Annotated in this window: 17 protein-coding genes; 16 read left to right on the top strand and 1 reads right to left on the bottom strand. The window is 34.6% G+C overall.

Translation table 11 applies throughout. The features are described 5' to 3' along the window. The first annotated feature begins 163 nt into the window (after positions 1-163). The 5 genes from BLS77_RS06270 (at position 164) to BLS77_RS06250 (ending at position 5,492) form a co-directional block, all read left to right on the top strand. The gene (locus tag BLS77_RS06270) at positions 164-955 is read left to right on the top strand and encodes an ATP-binding protein (protein ID WP_089967045.1); all 792 of its coding nucleotides are present in this window, start codon (positions 164-166) and stop codon (positions 953-955) included. 12 nt (positions 956-967) lie between these two features. After that, positions 968-2,161: a 2-hydroxyacyl-CoA dehydratase family protein gene (locus BLS77_RS06265; protein WP_089967043.1), complete on the top strand. Its 1,194-nt coding sequence runs from the start codon at positions 968-970 to the stop codon at positions 2,159-2,161. Further along, entirely contained in the window at positions 2,158-3,702 is a 1,545-nt protein-coding gene (locus BLS77_RS06260) for a 2-hydroxyacyl-CoA dehydratase family protein (protein WP_089967041.1), read from the top strand. Before BLS77_RS06265 ends, BLS77_RS06260 begins: the two co-directional genes overlap by 4 nt. Positions 3,703-3,746: 44 nt before the next feature. After that, positions 3,747-4,550 carry an acyl-CoA dehydratase activase gene (locus tag BLS77_RS06255; protein WP_089967039.1) on the top strand — a complete coding sequence of 268 codons (804 nt, stop codon included), beginning with the start codon at positions 3,747-3,749 and terminating at the stop codon, positions 4,548-4,550. Between the two features lie 216 nt (positions 4,551-4,766). Continuing rightward, positions 4,767-5,492, top strand: a complete 726-nt coding sequence (locus BLS77_RS06250; RefSeq protein WP_089967037.1) for a carbon monoxide dehydrogenase — start codon at positions 4,767-4,769, stop codon at positions 5,490-5,492. A gap of 610 nt (positions 5,493-6,102) precedes the next feature. On the opposite strand, the gene BLS77_RS06245 is transcribed toward BLS77_RS06250, so the two are convergent. Next, a complete protein-coding gene (locus tag BLS77_RS06245) occupies positions 6,103-6,693 on the bottom strand; it encodes a TetR/AcrR family transcriptional regulator (RefSeq protein ID WP_089967035.1) in 591 nt (196 codons plus the stop codon). Positions 6,694-6,995: 302 nt separating this feature from the next. Here BLS77_RS06245 and hypB point away from each other — a divergent pair, with 302 nt between their 5' ends. The 11 genes from hypB to BLS77_RS06190 all read left to right on the top strand — a co-directional run bounded on the left by hypB (position 6,996) and on the right by BLS77_RS06190 (position 19,431). After that, positions 6,996-7,667, top strand: coding sequence for a hydrogenase nickel incorporation protein HypB (hypB, locus tag BLS77_RS06240; protein ID WP_089967033.1), 672 nt, complete (start codon positions 6,996-6,998; stop codon positions 7,665-7,667). 56 nt (positions 7,668-7,723) lie between these two features. Then, positions 7,724-10,411: an FAD-dependent oxidoreductase gene (locus BLS77_RS06235; protein ID WP_089967031.1), complete on the top strand. Its 2,688-nt coding sequence runs from the start codon at positions 7,724-7,726 to the stop codon at positions 10,409-10,411. A 109-nt stretch (positions 10,412-10,520) separates the two neighbouring features. Beyond that, entirely contained in the window at positions 10,521-10,862 is a 342-nt protein-coding gene (locus BLS77_RS06230) for a hydrogenase maturation nickel metallochaperone HypA/HybF (protein ID WP_089967030.1), read from the top strand. Between the two features lie 325 nt (positions 10,863-11,187). Continuing rightward, positions 11,188-12,213: an ABC transporter substrate-binding protein gene (locus tag BLS77_RS06225; protein ID WP_242873943.1), complete on the top strand. Its 1,026-nt coding sequence runs from the start codon at positions 11,188-11,190 to the stop codon at positions 12,211-12,213. After that, entirely contained in the window at positions 12,213-13,295 is a 1,083-nt protein-coding gene (locus BLS77_RS06220) for a FecCD family ABC transporter permease (protein WP_089967029.1), read from the top strand. Before BLS77_RS06225 ends, BLS77_RS06220 begins: the two co-directional genes overlap by 1 nt. Then, positions 13,295-14,131 carry an ABC transporter ATP-binding protein gene (locus tag BLS77_RS06215; protein ID WP_089967026.1) on the top strand — a complete coding sequence of 279 codons (837 nt, stop codon included), beginning with the start codon at positions 13,295-13,297 and terminating at the stop codon, positions 14,129-14,131. The genes BLS77_RS06220 and BLS77_RS06215 overlap by 1 nt, the downstream gene beginning before the upstream one ends. 339 nt (positions 14,132-14,470) lie before the next feature. Further along, entirely contained in the window at positions 14,471-15,094 is a 624-nt protein-coding gene (locus BLS77_RS06210) for an HD-GYP domain-containing protein (RefSeq protein WP_175490791.1), read from the top strand. Positions 15,095-15,116: 22 nt separating this feature from the next. Continuing rightward, positions 15,117-15,497: a lactoylglutathione lyase gene (gene gloA, locus BLS77_RS06205; RefSeq protein ID WP_089967022.1), complete on the top strand. Its 381-nt coding sequence runs from the start codon at positions 15,117-15,119 to the stop codon at positions 15,495-15,497. A 175-nt stretch (positions 15,498-15,672) separates the two neighbouring features. Continuing rightward, positions 15,673-16,926, top strand: a complete 1,254-nt coding sequence (locus BLS77_RS06200; RefSeq protein WP_207648676.1) for an Nramp family divalent metal transporter — start codon at positions 15,673-15,675, stop codon at positions 16,924-16,926. 219 nt (positions 16,927-17,145) lie between these two features. Then, positions 17,146-18,534: an MATE family efflux transporter gene (locus BLS77_RS06195; RefSeq protein WP_089967020.1), complete on the top strand. Its 1,389-nt coding sequence runs from the start codon at positions 17,146-17,148 to the stop codon at positions 18,532-18,534. 45 nt (positions 18,535-18,579) lie between these two features. Beyond that, positions 18,580-19,431, top strand: coding sequence for a DUF4037 domain-containing protein (locus BLS77_RS06190; protein WP_089967018.1), 852 nt, complete (start codon positions 18,580-18,582; stop codon positions 19,429-19,431).

Raw genomic sequence — 19,431 nt, 5'->3', positions numbered from 1 at the left:
TAAACAATATGTAATAATTATCTAAATTTTAAAATATATTTTAAATATACAAATTATTTTGCTTGTCGGTTTACTCCGGCGTGACATCTGATTTTTTCCGCTGTGATTGCGGAGTATAGCGCAGGTTTGTAAAAGATAACGAATCTGGCGAAAGGGGGAAAACATGGAAAAGGAAATAGAAGCCACTGTAGACAACGCTAAGATAATTGCTGTTGCAGGCAAGGGCGGTGTAGGTAAAACTTCGCTGGCAGCGGTCATTGTCAAATTACTGGTACAGGCCTATCCCGACAAGAAGGTTCTTGCAATCGATGCCGATCCTGCAGTGGGACTATCAACTGCACTGGGAATCCAGGTCAATACTACCATTGATGACATCCGTAAAGCGGTTATTTCTACAGTAGAGGACGGCAATACCAAAGCGGCAATTGAACTGCTGGGAGAAGCGAAGTACCGCATTTACGACGCTATAGTGGAGGCTGACGGTTTTGCGTTTATCGCTGTCGGCAGGCCGGAGGCTGAGGGTTGCTATTGCAAAATCAATTCCTATCTGAAAGATGTTATTCGTGTCCTTTCTAAGAACTTTGATTATGTGGTCATTGACGGAGAGGCCGGCATTGAGCAAATTAACCGCCGCGTCATGGAAAAGGTAAGCCACTTGTTGTTGGTAACTGATTCCAGCAAAAAGGGTATCCAGGTCATTCAGACAATACGCAAAGTGGCTGACGAACTTGTTATGTACGAAAAATTGGGTGCTGTGGCAAACCGACTGCCTGACCTTTCGGTTAAGGATTATATGGACACCGGTGACATTCCGGTGCTGGCTTATATACGTGACGACCGCAATCTCGCTACCTTTGATTTGACGGGCAAAAATGTTTTCTATCTGCCTGACAACGCAGAAATTGTGAAGGGCGCACGCGAGGCTCTGAAAAAAATGAAAATTCTAAAAGCATAAGGGGTGCAAAAAATGAAAGATTTAAAACACCTGTATTACTTTGAAAATCTATTGCAAGAAGTAAATAACGATCTTGTTCGTGAGGCTACGGCTGATGGACGCATTGCCGTTGGCAGCGTCTGCAGTATGATTCCTGAGGTTCTACTCAATCTGCCAGGTTGCTTTTCGGTGCGCTTGCGTGCACCTCGCACTGGATCTATTGAGATGGGCACCTACTATATGACTAGTCTGCTGTGCGAATGTTGCCGTGCGATACTGGAACGTGCCATTGAAGGCGGTTATCAGTTCCTCGACTGTATTATTGCACCGGATGCCTGTGTTCAGATGAACCGCTGTGTCGAGAATATTGAGTTACTAAAAACCTGCGGTAAGGAAAAGTTCTTTGTTACTTATTCAGATGTGCCCATGAAATCGGACGAAACTGCGTTAAAGCATTATGTCAAGCAGATGCGTTTAAAGGCTTTGGAGCCTTTGCATGAAGTCTATGGCGTTGATATTTCTGAGGTCGCCCTGCGCAAGGCAGTGGAGCTTCACAATGAGATTGCTAGGCTTATTACTGATATTGGTGAATATCGCAAAGAAGAGAATCCTCGTATTACTGGTTACGAATTCAGTGTACTTACCACAGCTACATACTGTTGTCCTAAGGATCTCATGGTGGAAAAACTGCGCGAGACTCTTGAGCAAATCAAAACCCGAGAGCCGGAGAATAGAAAGAAGTATAGAGCACGCGTGGTCTTGGTGGGTTCTGAAATTGACGACCCAGATATAATAAAACTTATAGAAGATGCAGGCGCACTTGTGGTTGCCGACCGTTTCTGCTTTGGCTCTTTCCCGGGACGTCAGGAGATTATATTGAATGATACCGAGGATGTACTAACTCAGATATGTGGACAGTATCTCATCTGGGGTCAGTGTCCTCGCTTTATGAATACTGACAAAATCAACGAACGCCACACCTATGTTGACGAACTTGCCAAGCATTTTCACGCTGACGGTATCATCTATGAGCAGATGAAGTTCTGCGATTACTGGGGTTATGAACGTTCGCTTGCCAGCCATGTTATGCGTGATGAATTCAACTATCCTGTTCTGTCGGTAGACCGTCCATATGTTGTGGGTGCTTCCGGCCAGCTGCGAACTCGCGTGCAGGCCTTCGTCGAGAGTATGGAAATTAAGAAAATTCAGGGGGCGAAAAAGCAATGAGCAAAGAAATGGGAAGTGAAAAGCTTGGTGAATTTTATACTGGGGGGAAGATACGTAAGCGACGTGAATGGCGTGGATTAAATGATACTTGGTACGATTATACACGCTGGCTATTTATATGGAGACAGCTGATTGGTTTTACGCTGAAGCCAATCAACATCAAGGGCAGTCTCCGCTACCGTTGGATGGTGAACTATCTTGCGGTACCTGACTTCCTGGACCGACATACGGAAGGCTTGCGCGGCACGCAGCTACACATCGCCCACACGGAGTTCGACCTCATTGTTGAGCACATGTGTGATACCCTTAGTACTACGTTCAAGGCCGATGCTCGTCTTGGTGGCGACAAGGAGCTGAGTAAAAAGATAGTTGTGTTCGACGAAAATATGATGAGCCAAATCATGAATGGCTTCCCAAACCTGCATATGATTTGCACGCAGCTTGCACCAATCTACACCGGCTCCACTATGGCTCAGGACGGCGTTATCCATTATATAGACGTGGCACAGGAATATGGTATTCCGGGTGACGTCTGCCCGATGCCTGCAGCTGAACTGGGAGTTGCTATTGACGACGACTATCCTATCATTGGCATATGTGCCATTCAGTGTAATACCACCTGTGATGGTAGCTTGATGGGGAATGGCCTCGAGGCACGCCGGTTCAAGATTCCGACATTCCAGCTGGCAGCGCCGATTCGTCATACACAGGAAGGTGTTCAGGAGTACGCCGCGGAAGAAATCAAGAACGCCATTAGTTTCATTGAGGAGCAGACCGGCGAAAAATTCGACTGGGACAACTTCTTCAAGTGCATGGATACCTTTAACAATGAGACCAAGCAGTTCTTAGAATGGCTTGAATTATCACGTTCTCCTTATCCGCAGGTTATCGGCAACAACGTGGCTCTCTACCGCTGTGCTGCCTACCAGGTAGCTGGTGGACGTGATGCCCGCTTTCTGGAAGCTGAAGAGAAGATCACCAAGCTGGCAATGGAAGGCTACGAGAAAAAGTGCCTCTGTGTGCCAGAGGTTCGTCACCGTGCAGTTTTGTGGGGCGTACAGGCGCAGTACTACACTGCTTTCCCGCTTTGGCTGCAGAACTGCTGGGGTATACTGTCTCTGATTGATATGCTGAGTCTTACATCTACACGTATATTTGATATTGGGGATAAGGATCAGGATCAGGCTTTATTGGATTTGGCACATCTCTACATGAACATGACGATGCGTAACCGTTCCAACGGTGGCTATGAAGTCGGATTAAATGATTTGTGGCGCTTCTGTGATTATTTCAATGCGGATATGGTCATTATGTATGAACATATTGGCTGCAAAGCTATGGCCGGTTATCATGGTCTATTCGAGGAACAGGCGCGTGAACGTGGAATCCATCTGGTTTGGGTTACCCATGGACTTATGGATCCACGTAATGCATCTCGTAGGGATATGCGAACAGAGGTTAATCGCTATATGCGTTCTGTTCTTCGTGAGGAGCCTCTGGATCCGAGTCTGGAGGATTTTGACGACAAATACGCTTTCTAATGTTTCACATTACTGATTAATATAAATATAAGGAGAGAATTACTATGAAATATTTCTGTGGATGTGACGTAGGTTCAACTTACGCAAAATGTGTTATTCTCAATGAAGAGGGAAAAATTTTTGCAGACGCAACAATAAAAAGCAAGATGAACCCTGTAAAGAGTTCAGAGATTGTTATTTATGAAGCAATTTCAAAAGTTGACGGTATTAAGAGTATAGAGGATATTAGTTATCTTATCGGTACAGGTTACGGACGTAACAAGGTGACCTTTGCAGATGAGAACATTTCTGAAATCAGCTGTCATGCAATGGGTGTTCATGTAACTAACCCTGATGTAAAGGCCATCATTGACATTGGTGGTCAAGATGTTAAGGGTATCGCCATCGATAAAGACGGAACAGTAAAGAACTTTGCTATGAACGATAAGTGTTCAGCAGGTACAGGCCGTTTTTATGAGGCTATGGCAAATGCATTTGAAATAAGCCTTCCGGATTTCTGCAAACTTTCACTTACTGCAAAGAATACAATTCCTATCACTGCTCAGTGTACAGTATTTGCTGAGAGTGAAGTTATTTCACTTATTGGTGAAGGAAAGCCTATGGATGAAATTGCAGCTGGTATTCAGCTTGCAGTTGCTAAGAGATGTTTTGTTATGGCTAAGAAAGCCGGAGCAACTGACAGTATCACTCTTACTGGTGGTTGCGCAAAGAATCAGGGACTTAGGAAGGCTATCGAGCGTGTACTTAAAATGAAGGTTGTTAATCTTAAGACAGACCCACAGCTTATGGGCGCACTTGGTGCTGCGGAATTTGCTCGCCAGAAGGGCCTTGCATCCGCAGACGTATAAGGAAGGAGAAATTTTAATATGTTAAAAGTTTTGCTCATCATTGCCTGCGTGCTGGTTGCACTGTTTCCTATTAGCCTCGTAATCTATTTCTTCAATCTTGATATGAAGCTGATGGCCAAGATTGGACCGATCTTAAATAAGCACTATGACAAAATCAAGCGTGATAGACGTTTGTAATAAAATTTTATACAAAATATATATTAGGAGACACATATTATGAAACCTTACGATGAATTTATTGAAAGTAGTCTTGCGCTCCTTGAGGGACAACCAGGACATCGTTTGACGGTACCCGAAGCTGATGAGACCTGGCCGGATGCAGGGGAATATAACCTTATCCTGCGGAGCGAGATGGCTTATGAACTGGGTGGTGGCAATCTTCCGGCGGTCAGTGGACTTGGATTTACTTCCTCAGATAGCTTGGTTGGTGGTGACGAGCTGTGGTTGTATGGCCCGGATTTGCCCGACCTGCAGAAAGATGCACCTTACGCGCGGCTTACATTACTGAGGGTTGCTAAAGACAGCTTAGGCGAACATGATGCGGCCTATGCCGCCATCCGTAAAATTGAACACACTCGCTACCACATCATTCCTAAAGGTTATATGACGCGCATTTCTGCTGCCAGTGAGCGTGAGCCTGTGCGTGTCAGCCGCAAGGCTCTGCAAGAAGGTCTTGATTTCGCAAAGGTAGGAGGTCTATTCCTTAGGGGTTATCATCAGCACTCTAAGGTACTTGCCGCAAAGCTGATCTTTATCACACTTCCAGATTTTCCGTACGATGAGCTGGAAAAGAAAGCCCACAAGGCAGAAAAGATTACAATGACTCTGGACCATATCTTCAAGAATCTGAAGATGGATTGCTCAACATGCAACTTGAAACAGGTGTGCGACGAGGTGGAGGAAATGAGAGAACTACACTTTAAGCAGGCTAAAAAGAAGTAAACATAAACTTCCAGTTTATGTTATGACCTCGGGAGACGTTACTATAAATACACTAACAACCAATATAATTTTGAGAAAAAAGGAATTAGCCGCATTGAAATCTATAGGACTTACTGAAAAGGGCTAAAAAAATAATCGTAATTGAAGCTATAAGAGAAGAATAATTAAATTATAAGTATTTATGATTGGGTTCAATGAGTTTAATAGCTTATTGGACCTTTAATGCTATTAGATTAAATAAGGTGAAATAAAGGAATAGATTATTATTAGTTAAAGAAGATGATCCATTAAATTTCCTGAAATATGGTCAAATGGATAAAAATAAAAAAATATTTCAAGTTTATTCAAGTTGATATTCTCAATTTAGGGAATAATAATGATTAAGTAATTATATATTTACATATGAAGGTAGAATACATTGGGTAAGCAAATAGGGTATTAAGTTACTCGGAATTATAGAAATAAAAGTAGATCAATATTTATATTTAATGAGATTTGAAGCAGAAGATAAAATAAGTAAATTTGAAAAAGAAAGGGTACCTTATATATAGACTTTTTTAGTGTCAATATTATATAGGGTACCTTTTAATAATATGTTGGATTTTTTGTACTACTTTTTATAATTAGCAAGTATTAGGTTTAAGTCGGAAAGTATATCCGTTTTTAGGTCGTAATTTCCTTGATGGAGACACCAATCAAAAATAAACCCTCTTGATATTCTTAAAATAGTTTCAGTTAAAGTATTAGAAGAGATGCTAGATTGTAGCTCATCATTTTCTATAGCTAATTCTATGGCAGATTTAATTTCAAGTGTAACAAAACGATCTGATTTAAAAGTATACTTTCCATCTGTAGAAAGAAGGTTTTTATAAACGTCACCTACAAATATCCATCCTAGGTCTTGTAATAAAACACTACCTTCACTTACTAAATATATAATTTTATCTATATTTGAATTAAAGGTTTTTGATTCAAATCGTTCTCTTAATAATAAATCTATTTGCTCATAACCTGTATTAATTATTTCATTTTTAGATTTAAAATGATGGTAGAAAGCACCTGTTGAAATTTTGGCTGCATCACAAATTTCTTGAATTTTTACATTTTCAAAACCTTTTCTTTTAAAAAGGTCCGTTGATATCTGTGTAATTCTAAGTTTTGTAGCAATAGCCTGCTTTTGTCTTTCAGTTAAATTTTTCATATTATAAATCCTCTTATATTCATTTTACGATGTCTTAATTTAAAAACATAGTGATTCTGCATTTTGTTCAAGTATATCATAAAAAAAATATCAAGACAATTTATGAAGATGTTTACAAAGGTGAGAAAAATATGTTATATTATTAACATAATCAAATTCGGTGAAATTAACTCAGTGAAATTAGATTGTGTAAAAGGACTCATTCATATTATGAGATTTATTATGTGATTTTCCTGTAGGGAATGTTTTTTATTATTTATAATTCAGAAAAAAAGTTAAGTTAAAATGGAGGGAAAGAGGATATGGAAAAGTATAAGATTCTTGAAATTAAGAAAAGTGTTTTCGAAGACAATGATAGACAAGCAGATTTGCTTAGGGAAGAATTAAAAAAAGACAACACATTTTTATTGAATTTAATGTCATCACCAGGTTCAGGTAAAACAACAACTGTTTTAAGAACAATTAATGCTTTGAAAGATGAAATGAGCATTGGAGTTTTAGAGGCTGATATTGACTCAGATGTGGATGCTAATACTGTTGCGAAGACTGGTACAAAAGTAATCCAATTACATACTGGTGGGATGTGTCATCTAGATGCTGGTATGACCAAACAAGGGTTATCGGGACTAGGAACAGAAGAAATTGATTTTGTAATATTAGAAAATGTAGGGAATTTGGTATGTCCAGCAGAATTTGATACTGGTGCATCAAAAAATGCTATGATTTTAAGTGTACCTGAGGGAGATGACAAACCTCTAAAATATCCTTTAATGTTTTCTATTGTTGATGTTTTATTAATTAATAAAATAGATGCAATGGATTATTTTGATTTTGATTTAGATGCAGTTAAAGAGCGTGTAAAAAAATTAAACCCAAATATCAAGGTTATCCCAATCTCTGCTAAAGCAGGTGAAGGAATTGATGAGTGGGCTGACTGGATACGTACTGAAGTGAAAAATTGGAGCCAAAAATAGGAAATATGGGATTTTTAAATAGGGAATATTAGATTTGAAAATAGGGGGAATATATAATGGTAAAGGAAAAAGTATTAGATCTAGCAAATAAGATTAGTAGGACAAAACGTGGTGCAAAAAATGAAGTCAAACCAGAACACCCAGAATATAAGATTCTGGAACCTGTTGTTACAGAAGAAATGGCAGAGGTAGGACTTTTTCTTGAATTCCGTGAACCAAAGAGCGGAGAAGAAGTTGCTGCTTTGTGTGGTAAATCTGTAGAGGAAACAAAAAGACTCCTATGGGAATTAGCTGTTGCCGGTGGTTGCTTCGTTGGTGAAAAAGATGGCGTTGATAAATATTGGTTGGAGATTTGGGTTCCGGGGCATATGGAACTAATAGTTAACCACCCACATAGGGAAGAGGTTGAAAATTTTGTGCAAATTGGAGAGGCTTTTGAGGGATATGGAAGAAAGAAAGCTCATATAACAGCGGGTGTTTTCCCTGTAGGAACAGGCGCTATGCGTGTTATACCTATAGAAACAGCTATTGAAGGGGAAACAAAAAGAGTATCATATGAGGAAGTTTCTAAATATCTAAATGAAAATACAATTTTTTCAGTTTCGAATTGTTCTTGCCGTACATCAAGAGAAGCTATGGGCGAAGGCTGTGGTCACTTGAAGGAAGATATGTGTATCCAGTTAGGTCATGCTGCTGAATACTATATACGTACAGGTAGAGGAAGAAAAATTACTAGGGAAGAAGCTTTTGAAATTATTAAAAGAGCCGAAGAGAATGGGCTTATGCATCAAATGCCTAATACAGATGGACCAGGAAAAACACATGCCATTTGTAATTGTTGTGGTTGTTCATGTTACGCTACTAGAATTGCGGGAATGTTCAATAACAATGATATGATACGTTCAAATTATGCTTCCAAAATTGATAAAGATAAATGTGTTGCTTGTGGAGAATGTGTAAGTGTTTGTCCAGTTAATGCATTAAAATTAGGACAAAAAGTATGTACAAAAACACCAATAGTTGAGAAGAAGAGAGTGGACTTTGCTCATAATTCAGAGTGGGGCGAAGACAAGTGGAATGTTGATCATCGTATAAATAGAGAAAATGTTGTTAAAACTGGTACAAGTCCTTGTAAAACAGCGTGCCCAGCGCATGTATCTGTTCAGGGTTATATTAAGATGGCTTCTCAAGGTAGATATAAAGAAGCACTTGAACTTATCAAACACGAAAATCCTTTCCCAGCAATATGTGGACGCGTTTGCCCAAGAAAATGTGAAGATGCTTGTACAAGAGGTAATGTTGATGAGGCAGTTGCGGTAGATGAAATCAAAAAATTCATTGCGGAACAAGATTTAAATATTGAAAACCGTTATGTGCCAAAATTAAGACATGAATATGGAAATAAAATTGCAGTTGTAGGCGCAGGCCCTTCAGGTTTATCTTGTGCTTTCTATTTAGCTATTGATGGTTATAAGGTAACTGTATTTGAAAAACAAAAAGTACTTGGTGGTATGTTAACACTTGGAATCCCATCATATAGATTGGAAAAAGACGTTATAAACGCAGAAATAGATATTTTAAAAGAATTAGGTGTTGAGTTTAAAACAGGTGTTGAAGTTGGGAACCATGTAAGCCTTAAAGAATTAAGAACTCAAGGATATGAAGCTTTCTATGTTGCAATCGGTGCTCAATCAGGTAGAAAACTTGGGATAGAAGGTGAAGATTCAGAAGGTGTTATTACAGGAGTTGATTTCTTAAGAGAAGTAAACTTAGGTAATGAGATGAAACTTGAAGGAAACGTAGTTGTAATCGGTGGTGGTAATGTTGCTATTGACGTTGCAAGAACAGCTACAAGAGTTGGAAATTCAAAGGTTGATATGTTCTGTCTTGAAAGTAGAACTGAAATGCCAGCACTTGATGACGAAGTTGAAGAAGCATTATCAGAAGATATTGTAATTAATAATTCTTGGGGGCCAAAAAGAATTCTTCAAGAAAACGGACAACTTGTAGGTATAGAATTCAAAAAATGTCTATCAGTTTTCGATAAGGATGGAAAATTCAGTCCTGTATTTGATGAGAATGAAATAAAAATTGTTAAGACAAAACATGTTTTAATTTCAGTAGGTCAAGGAATGGATTGGGGAAATCTTTTAGAAAACAGCAGAGTAGAATTAAACCCAAATAAGACAATTAAAGCAGATTCATTTACGTTGCAAACAGCAGAACCAGATATATTTGCAGGTGGAGATGCCCTTACAGGTCCAAGATTTGCTATAGATGCTATTGCATTAGGTAAAGAAGCTTCAATTTCAATTCATCGTTATGTGCATAAAGGTCAAAGTTTAGTTTTTGGTCGTGATAGAAGATTGTATCATGAATTTGATAAAGAAAACTTAACTTTAGACGGGTATGATCATATTAAGAGAGAAAAAATAGCTCATGTAGAAGGATGTAAATCAAAAGAAACATTTAGAGATTTACGTGCTACATTTACAGAAGAGCAAGTGAAGAAGGAAGCGGAACGTTGCCTTGGCTGTGGAGCTACAACTGTAGACGAATATAAATGTATAGGTTGTGGAGCATGTACAACTAGATGTAAGTTTGATGCAATTACACTTCACAGAAAATATGATGCTCAAAGCGTACCGATTGAAAAACTTAAACCGATAATTGTTAGAGCTACACTTAAACGTAAAGGTGTAATAGCAGCTAGAAAGGTTAAAAAATTCTTTATAAAAAATTAGTTGAAAGAAAAAGATAAGATACAGTAATTAATATTATTGTATGAAAAAAACATGTGGGAACCTGAAATTCCCACATGTTTTTAAACTAGGGAAGTAGAGGTGAGTTTAGTTGCATGAATTAGGCGTGGTGTTTGAAGTTGTTAAGACTGTTGAAAATTTCGTAGAAAAAAATGGATTAACAAAAGTAGATACAATAGTTCTTCAAATTGGTGAGTTATCATCAATGATTCCAAAATATATTGAAGACTGTTACCCAGCAGCTGTGGATGGTACATTATTACAAGATACAAAATTAGAAATTGAGATATTACCAGGAAACGTTATGTGCGAAAAGTGTAATGAAATTTTTAATCTTATTGAAAATAAGGATGGATGTCCAAAATGTGGAGAAAATTCTTGGAAATTATTATGCGGAAAAGAGTTTATGATTAAGCAAATAATAGCTTGTTAAATGAGACTTAGAAGCTTCATATTAAATGTGACTTTGCATTTTATATTCTCTTAAAAACCAAATTTTCTCTGAGATAAATTAAGAGATATATTATGATATACAACTAAAGAAGGGGTAAAGCATAGTGAAAAGAACCATTCACATTGCATTGCCCTTTTAACATTTATAAAATTATTCGTAAAATAAAGAAATGACAAAAATCAAAAAAGTGAAAGAATATCTTTTAGCAGATACATATTTAGAATAGGGTTATTTATAATTAAAATCAAAAATATTAAATTAAGGAATCATAAAATAAATAACATAATATAGAGGAGAAAAATACATGATGAATAATAAGTTAAGAAAATTTATAATCACATTAACTATAACTGGATTAGCTGTATCAGCAGTAGGATGCTCTAATAATGCAAAAGATAAGGTGGAAAAACCAAATACTGAGGCTGCATCAAGTAATTTTGAAACTGTAAAATTTGTATATTCAGAAGCTGCTAAAGATTATGATGTAATAGTAGAATCCCCAAGACAAAAGGCAGTTACATTATCTCAATTTATGACAGAAATGTTACTGGCATTAAAATTAGAGGATAGAATGATAGGAACAGCTCTTTTAGATAATCCTATATTACCGGAATTTGAAGAGGCGTACAATAAAATACCCGTACTTAAAATTGGAGAAGGACATTCTGTGTCTAAAGAAGGCTTTATGGCTACAGGTGCAGATTTTGTAAGTGGATGGGATTCATCTATAAGTGAACAAACTACAGGATCACCTAGTGAACTTATATCAAAAGATATAACTCCATTTATGGCTAAGTCTTACAGATCAGATTCTACAGTAGAAACTGTTTATGAAGATTTTGAATTACTTGGAAAAATATTTGGAGTTCAAGATAAAGCTCAAGAAGTAATAGATAAAATGAAAAAGGATATAAAAGTTGTAACTGATAAAGTAGGCGACATAAAAGAAGAAGATAGAGTGAAAATGATGGTATATGATTCTGGTGAAAATGATGCAATGGTAGTTGGAGCAGGTCTTGCGAATAATTTAATAGATCTTGCAGGTGGAAATAATATATTTGCTAAAGATGCAACTAAGCCTTATATAAATGTTAGCTTTGAAAGCATAGTAGCAGAGAATCCAGAAGTTATATTAGTAACCGATTTTATGGCAGGCAGCCCAGTACAAGAGAAAATAGATTTCTTAAAAGCTCATCCTGCTCTTAAAGATGTACCTGCTATAAAAAATAATAAAATATATGTTGTAGGATTAGCTGACCTTTCTCCAGGTGTTAGAAATCCTAAGTTTATCAAGGAAGTACATGGATATTTATTTGGAGAAAGTAATTAATGCAAGGAACTTTAAAAGATAAAAGAAGCCTTTCTAAAAAGAAAGGTTTTTTATTTTGGGTTATAGCTTTAACTATAATATTAGCAGGTACAATAGTTGCAGCAATAGCTATAGGTAGCACATATATTGAACCTGGAGAAGTATATAAAGTATTACTTAGTAAATTAACAAATGGAGCAGTGTATAGTGATGTAGGAAGTATAATGACACAAAATATAATATGGGAAATAAGATTTCCAAGAGTATTACTTGGAGCTATATGTGGAGCAGGACTTGCTCTTTGTGGAGTGCTTATGCAATGTGTAACTAAAAACCCAATAGCTGAACCGTACATATTAGGTATATCATCAGGAGCATCTTGTGGTGCTGTTGCAGTTATAGTTTTAGGGGGAATGTCATCAGTTGGGATAAATAGTGTTGGAGCAGGAGCTTTTGGAGGTTCTCTTATATCAGGAATATTAGTTTTTGCTATAGGTACTCAAATGGGAAGAACAACATCTACAACAAGACTTGTATTATCAGGTATGGCAATATCAACAATATTCTCGGCGCTAACTAACTTACTTATATATTCAGCAGATAATTCAAATCAAGCAAAGACTGCTCTGTTTTGGACTGTTGGTAGTTTAGGGGGCGCAAAGTGGGATGTTTTATTATTCCCGTTTATTATGTTAGTTGTAGTTATGATAATAGCATTAATAATGTCTAAATCACTAGATATATTACTTCTTGGTGATGATAGTGCAATAATACTTGGAATAAATACAAAGCTTATAAAATCTATAATTTTAATATTAGCTACATTACTTACAGCATCATTAGTTGCTATAACTGGGGCTATAGGATTTATAGGACTTGTAGTGCCACATATAAGTAGAACAATAGTTGGAAGTGATCATAAAAAACTTATAGCACTTTCATCATTAATAGGTGCCATCTTCTTAATAGGATGCGATATTATAGCTAGAGGGCTTTTCCCACCAATAGAAATACCAATAGGAATAATAACAGCATTAGTTGGAGGACCATTCTTCTTATACTTAATTTCTAAGAAAAACTATTCATTTGGAGGAAAAGAGTAATGTTTAAAGTTCAAGTTAAAAATTTAAGATTTAGCATAGATAAAAAAGAAATATTAAAAGATATATCTTTTGAGATTCCAAAAGGTTCATTCGTAGGAGTTATAGGGCCTAATGGTTGTGGAAAATCTACATTGCTTAAAAATATATACAGACTTTATAAACCATCAAGTGGAAGTATATTATTAGATAATAAAGAATTAGCTAAAATGAAAGATAAAGATTGTGCAAAAGAGATTGCGGTTTTAGCTCAAGAAAGTAATACTCACTTTGATTTTACTGTAGAGCAAATAGTAAAGATGGGAAGATATCCATATAAATCAGTTTTTGAAGATTACTCTAAAGAAGATTTGGAAATGGTTAAGGAAATGCTCCAGGAAGTAGGTTTAGAAAATTTTGGTGAGAGAAGTTTTTCCGAACTATCAGGGGGAGAAAAACAAAGAACTTTAATAGCAAGGGCTTTAGTTCAAAATACTGAGTTTTTAATATTAGATGAACCAACAAATCATTTAGATATAGGCTACCAGATACAACTTATGGATTTAGTTAAAGGTCTTAATATAACTACTTTATCAGCTATACATGATATGAATCTAGCAGCTATGTATTGCGATTATTTAATTGTAATGAAAGATGGGAAGATAATAAAATTTGGAACGGTAGAAGAAGTAATAAATTCTGAAATGTTGAAAGATGTATTTGGTGTAAACGCACATGTGGGAGTTAACCCTATAAATAAAAAAATACAAGTATCATTTATGCACACCCATGAACATATTAAGGGCCTAGGAACTGAGCATATACATGAAGATGGATTTACAGGAGTGCATACTCATTAAAAGGTTACTATATGTATTTGTTGAAGTTTTATAATATTTTTTAGTAGAATATAGTATAAAAATAAAAGGTTTCGAGAATATGGCGGAGCTCTTATGTTATAATATGCAAGTAAGGAGATGTATATTATGGAAATATTAGTATTAGGAGGAACGAGATTTTTTGGGAAAGTACAAATAAGCAATCAATAAAAATATAATAGGAATCAAAGATATATTAGAGGGATTTATTATAAAGTATATATAAACATAGATATTTACAAAAAGATATAAGCATTTGAACTATGGGTACAAAGAGTGAGGAAGAAAAAATAAACTTATTAGAAAATAAAGAGGGGAATTATGGAATATAATAAAGACGTATTTTACCATGATATAATTGAAAGCATGGTTACCGCATTAGAAGCAAGAGATACTTATACGGCAGGTCATTCGTTAAGAGTTAGTGATATGACAAATAAGTTGTGTGAGTTATTAAATTTAGATAATGAGAATAAACAAATTATACATATAGCCTCTCATTTGCATGATATCGGAAAAATAGGAGTAAAGGACTCAGTTTTGAATAAGGAGGGGCCATTAAATGACATAGAATGGGAACTATTAAAAAAGCATAGTGAGATAGGATATAATATATTAATAAAGTCAGAGTTTTTAAAAGATATAGCTAATATTGTTCTTTGCCATCATGAGAGATGGGATGGCAATGGGTACCCTAATAAATTAAAAAATGAGGAGATTCCTTATGGTGCAAGGATTATAGCGCTCTGCGATTCTATAGATGCAATGAAGTCTAATAGACCTTATAGAAAGGGTTTAAGTGATGGTATATGTAAAGAAGAAATAAGGAAAAACATTAGGGTAATGTATGACCCTAAAATAGCTAAGTGTGTTTTAAATAATTGGGATGATATTATTATAGGGTATAATGGGTATGAAGAACTAGTGATTGACACTAGTAAATAAATAGATATAGGAGGAGATTAATATGTCAGTAAAAATGCTACATACATGTATAAGAGTAAAAAACTTAGAAGCATCGTTAAAATTCTATAAGGAAGCTCTAGGATTAGTAGAGACTAGAAGAAAAGAATTTCCGGAATTTAAATTTGATCTTGTTTATCTATCAAATGAAATAGGTGGATATGAAATAGAGCTTACACATAATTATGATGTAGAAAAGTCTTATGAATTAGGAAATGGATTTAGTCACACAGCCATAGGTGTAGAAAATTTAGAAAAAATGAGAGAAAATCATATTGAATTAGGATATGAAGTTACAGAATTAAAAGGTCTACCAGGAAATAAACCAAATTACTATTTTGTAACTGATCCAGATGGGTACAAAGTAGAAATTATAAGAATATAGTTTATTTATGGAAATTTGGTGTATTATTACATAAATAAAATGGTTAAATATGAATAAAACGCATAAATTAATAATTGATAACAATACCACTACTTGATAAAGGTTATCAAGTAGTGGTATTATTAATTAAGGAATATAGTGCCGTGTACATGAGATATTTAAAGGAGTGATAATAGTGAACACAAATAGATTATTAAAAGAGAAAAAACGAGAATCACAATTTAAAGGAAAAGAGTTTCTAAAGTATATTGGACCAGGAATTTTAGTTACTGTAGGGTTTATAGATCCAGGTAATTGGGCATCAAACATCGCAGCTGGTTCTACATTTGGGTATAAATTACTTTGGATTGTTACATTATCAACAATAATGCTTATCATATTACAGCATAATGCAGCACATTTAGGAATAGCTACAGGGTTATGTATTTCAGAAGCTATAAGTAAACATATAAAACCTACACTTGGAAAAATAATAACATCTACAGCAATATTAGCATCTATAAGTACTGCAATGGCAGAAATTCTAGGTGCAGCTATAGCACTGCAAATGCTATTTCATATTCCTTTGAAAATTGGAGCATTAATTTCAGCCGCAGTTATAGTAGTTATGTTATTTTCAAATTCCTATAAAAAGATAGAAAAGGTAATTATAGGGCTTGTATCTATAGTAGGGATAGCATTTATATTTGAGGTGGCACTCGTAAATATTGATTGGGGTCAGGCGGCAAGAGGCTTTGTAATTCCATCTATTCCTCAAGGTTCATTAGTTATAATAATGAGCGTTTTAGGAGCAGTGGTTATGCCACATAATCTTTTTTTACATTCAGAAGTAATTCAAAGCAGAGAGTGGAATTTAGAAGATAAATCTATAATAAAAAAACAGTTGAAATATGAATATTTAGATACAATATTCTCTATGGTAATAGGGTTTGTTATAAATAGTGCAATGGTTTTAGTAGCAATAGCTTTCTATGAAAACAATATTGTAGTAACAGAGCTTCAGCAAGCACAAGAAATGTTAAGACCTCTACTAGGAAATGGAGCAGCAGTGGTATTTGGAATAGCGTTACTATTTGCAGGTATTGCATCAAGTATTACAGCCGGTATGGCAGGTGGGTCAATTTTTGCCGGAGCATTTGGAGAATCATATAATATAAAAAATAAAAATACAAAAAGAGGAGTTATAATTACTATAGTAAGCGCATTAGTTATAATATTTTTTATTACTGATCCCTTTAAAGGTCTAATCTATTCGCAGATGTTACTTAGTATACAATTGCCTATAACTATATTTACTCAAATTTATTTGACATCATCTGATAAAGTTATGGGAGAATATAAAAATACAAAAGTAGAAAAAGTTATGCTGTGGGTAATTGCAACAATAGTGACTGCTTTAAATATTATGTTATTTATAAGCGTATTATAATTAGTATTTTTAATATAATAATACAAAAAGCCATGAGTCTATTTTATAGATTTATGGCTTTTTTGAAAAATAATAATATTGACAATAGGTAAATATTGACTTAATATATTAGTAGTACTAAATGTACTACTAATATGAATTTAAATAAAGTAACTATATATTAAGTACAAATTATTTAAAAACATATTTAGATAATTGATTTGGAATGAGAGGTGTAGTATGAACAAACAATGTTCTAATGAAAAATCTTATTACAAGACTATGTTAGCAATAGCAATACCCGTTTCTGTTCAAAGTTTATTTCAAGCTTCTTTAAGTGTTATTGATCAATTTATGGTAGGTCAATTGGGGCAAGAAGCAATTGCAACGGTTGGGCTTGGATCAAGATTTTCCTTTATATTTCTAGTAACTTTATCAGCTGTGGGTACTACAACATCTATTATGGTATCTCAATATTGGGGTAAAAAAGATACTAAAAATATAGTAAACGTATTTGGCGGAAATTTAATATTTGGAATGATTATAACCGTAATATTTTCTTTGATTTCGCTAATGTTTTCTAACCAAGTATTAGGTATCTATACAAATGATATGAAAATAGTTGAACTAGGAAGTAAGTATCTTGTAATTAATGCTATTGGATATATACCAATGCTTTTAATTACAATTTATGCATCAGTTCTAAGAAGTACGGAACATGTTAAATCCCCAATGTATGCAGGAGCATTTGCAGTAGTCTTAAATACATTATTAAATTATCTGCTTATATTCGGTAATTTTGGATTCCCTAAAATGGGCGTTTTAGGAGCAGCGTATGCTACAACTATTACTAGATTTTTAGAAGCTGGATTACTTATAGCATTTACTTATGCTAATAAGTATCCTGGTGCATATAAAATAAGGGAGATTTGTGATATTTCATCTGTATTTATAAAAAAAATTCTTGTCATATCTACTCCTTTGTTAATAAATGAATTTATGTGGGCGTTAGGTGAGACTATGTATTCAATTGTATATGGAAGAATGGGGACCTCAGAAGTTGCCTCAATGACATTAACTTATCCCATTCAAAGCCTAAGTATAGGTTTATTTGCAGGGATGAGTAGTGCAGCAGGGATTATGATAGGAAATAAATTAGGACTAGGAGAAAATGAACTTGCTTTTAAATATTCAAAGAAATTCATCAAAATGGGAATTGTAGGTTCAACTATTTTCGGAATTTTATTAGTAGCTTGTTCAAATTTATATATTTCAATATTTAATATATCTAGTGATTTAAAGGAATGCACATTTAGGTTATTGGTTATGTTTAGTATAGTTTTATGGATTAAAGTATCAAATATGATTATAGGAGGTGGAATCTTAAGAAGTGGAGGTAAAACTAAATATACGCTTTATTTAGATATTATTGGAACATGGGGGATTGGGGTTCCGCTGGGATTCGTTTCGGCCTTTGTTTTAAAACTACCAATTCATTGGGTTTATTTAATAATTTCAGGAGAAGAATTTGTAAGATTTATTATTGGTCTTAAAATCATGCATTCAAGAAAATGGATGGATAATTTAACAGAAGTTAAACCGGTACTAGTTATAGAAAAAGTACTTTAAAAACTTATAAGGGAAAATTAAATAATATATTAGGAGTGATTGTTTATGAGTATTAATGCAAAAGTAATAGAAATGGTTAATGATTTTTCAAAATTAGAAGAAGTGGAGGGCATCTTATTAGCTGGATCACACGCAACAAAAACTAATGATAAAAATTCAGATTATGATATATACATTTATACATCTAAGGAAATACCCGTAGAGAAGAGAAAAATAATTACGGATAAATATTGTAGCTACATGGAACTAAATAATACCTTTTGGGAGACTGAAGATGATGGGTTTTTAAAAGAAGATAATATTCCAGTGGAAATTATATATAGAGAATTAGCTTGGATTGATGGTTTATTAAATAGAACCTTAGTGAAATGTGAAGCTGATGCAGGATATACTACTTGCTTTTGGGCTAACTTCGTAAATTCAATTATACTTTATGATAAAAATGGTGATCTAAATAAACTACAAGATAAATATAAGATTAGATATCCTCATGAATTAAAGAAAAATATAGTGAAAAAGAATTATCCTTTACTAAAGCTCCAAATGCCTTCATACTATTATCAAATAGAGAAAGCTTTAAAAAGAGATGATTTTATAAGTGTAAATCATAGAGTAGCAGCCCTTTTTGCAAGTTATTTTGATATTATATTTGCTATAAATGAAGTGGCACACCCCGGTGAGAAAAAAAATCTTAAAATTATAAAAGATAATAATTTCAAAGCGCCAACAGATATGGAGATAAACGTTAATAATATTTTAAAGTATGCAGTATCAAATGATGTAGCCATATTATTAGAAATAGATTCATTGATTGGGAACTTAGATATACTACTAAAAAATGAAAAGTTATATCTATTTAATAATGCTAAGCCTTTACCTATGTTAGATTATTACTAA

Origin of the sequence: Clostridium gasigenes (genome assembly GCF_900104115.1) — a bacterium.
GTDB classification, from domain to species: domain Bacteria; phylum Bacillota; class Clostridia; order Clostridiales; family Clostridiaceae; genus Clostridium; species Clostridium gasigenes.
This window is presented reverse-complemented; position numbering and strand designations above follow the sequence as displayed.

What these genes read in the sequence shown, in the direction of transcription:
- BLS77_RS06270 (WP_089967045.1), top strand. Translation starts at nt 164, where the DNA reads ATGGAAAAGGAAATAGAAGCCACTGTAGACAACGCTAAGATAATTGCT.
- BLS77_RS06265 (WP_089967043.1), top strand. Translation starts at nt 968, where the DNA reads ATGAAAGATTTAAAACACCTGTATTACTTTGAAAATCTATTGCAAGAA.
- BLS77_RS06260 (WP_089967041.1), top strand. Translation starts at nt 2,158, where the DNA reads ATGAGCAAAGAAATGGGAAGTGAAAAGCTTGGTGAATTTTATACTGGG.
- BLS77_RS06255 (WP_089967039.1), top strand. Translation starts at nt 3,747, where the DNA reads ATGAAATATTTCTGTGGATGTGACGTAGGTTCAACTTACGCAAAATGT.
- BLS77_RS06250 (WP_089967037.1), top strand. Translation starts at nt 4,767, where the DNA reads ATGAAACCTTACGATGAATTTATTGAAAGTAGTCTTGCGCTCCTTGAG.
- BLS77_RS06245 (WP_089967035.1), bottom strand. Translation starts at nt 6,693, where the DNA reads ATGAAAAATTTAACTGAAAGACAAAAGCAGGCTATTGCTACAAAACTT.
- hypB (WP_089967033.1), top strand. Translation starts at nt 6,996, where the DNA reads ATGGAAAAGTATAAGATTCTTGAAATTAAGAAAAGTGTTTTCGAAGAC.
- BLS77_RS06235 (WP_089967031.1), top strand. Translation starts at nt 7,724, where the DNA reads ATGGTAAAGGAAAAAGTATTAGATCTAGCAAATAAGATTAGTAGGACA.
- BLS77_RS06225 (WP_242873943.1), top strand. Translation starts at nt 11,188, where the DNA reads ATGATGAATAATAAGTTAAGAAAATTTATAATCACATTAACTATAACT.
- BLS77_RS06220 (WP_089967029.1), top strand. Translation starts at nt 12,213, where the DNA reads ATGCAAGGAACTTTAAAAGATAAAAGAAGCCTTTCTAAAAAGAAAGGT.
- BLS77_RS06215 (WP_089967026.1), top strand. Translation starts at nt 13,295, where the DNA reads ATGTTTAAAGTTCAAGTTAAAAATTTAAGATTTAGCATAGATAAAAAA.
- BLS77_RS06210 (WP_175490791.1), top strand. Translation starts at nt 14,471, where the DNA reads ATGGAATATAATAAAGACGTATTTTACCATGATATAATTGAAAGCATG.
- gloA (WP_089967022.1), top strand. Translation starts at nt 15,117, where the DNA reads ATGTCAGTAAAAATGCTACATACATGTATAAGAGTAAAAAACTTAGAA.
- BLS77_RS06195 (WP_089967020.1), top strand. Translation starts at nt 17,146, where the DNA reads ATGAACAAACAATGTTCTAATGAAAAATCTTATTACAAGACTATGTTA.
- BLS77_RS06190 (WP_089967018.1), top strand. Translation starts at nt 18,580, where the DNA reads ATGAGTATTAATGCAAAAGTAATAGAAATGGTTAATGATTTTTCAAAA.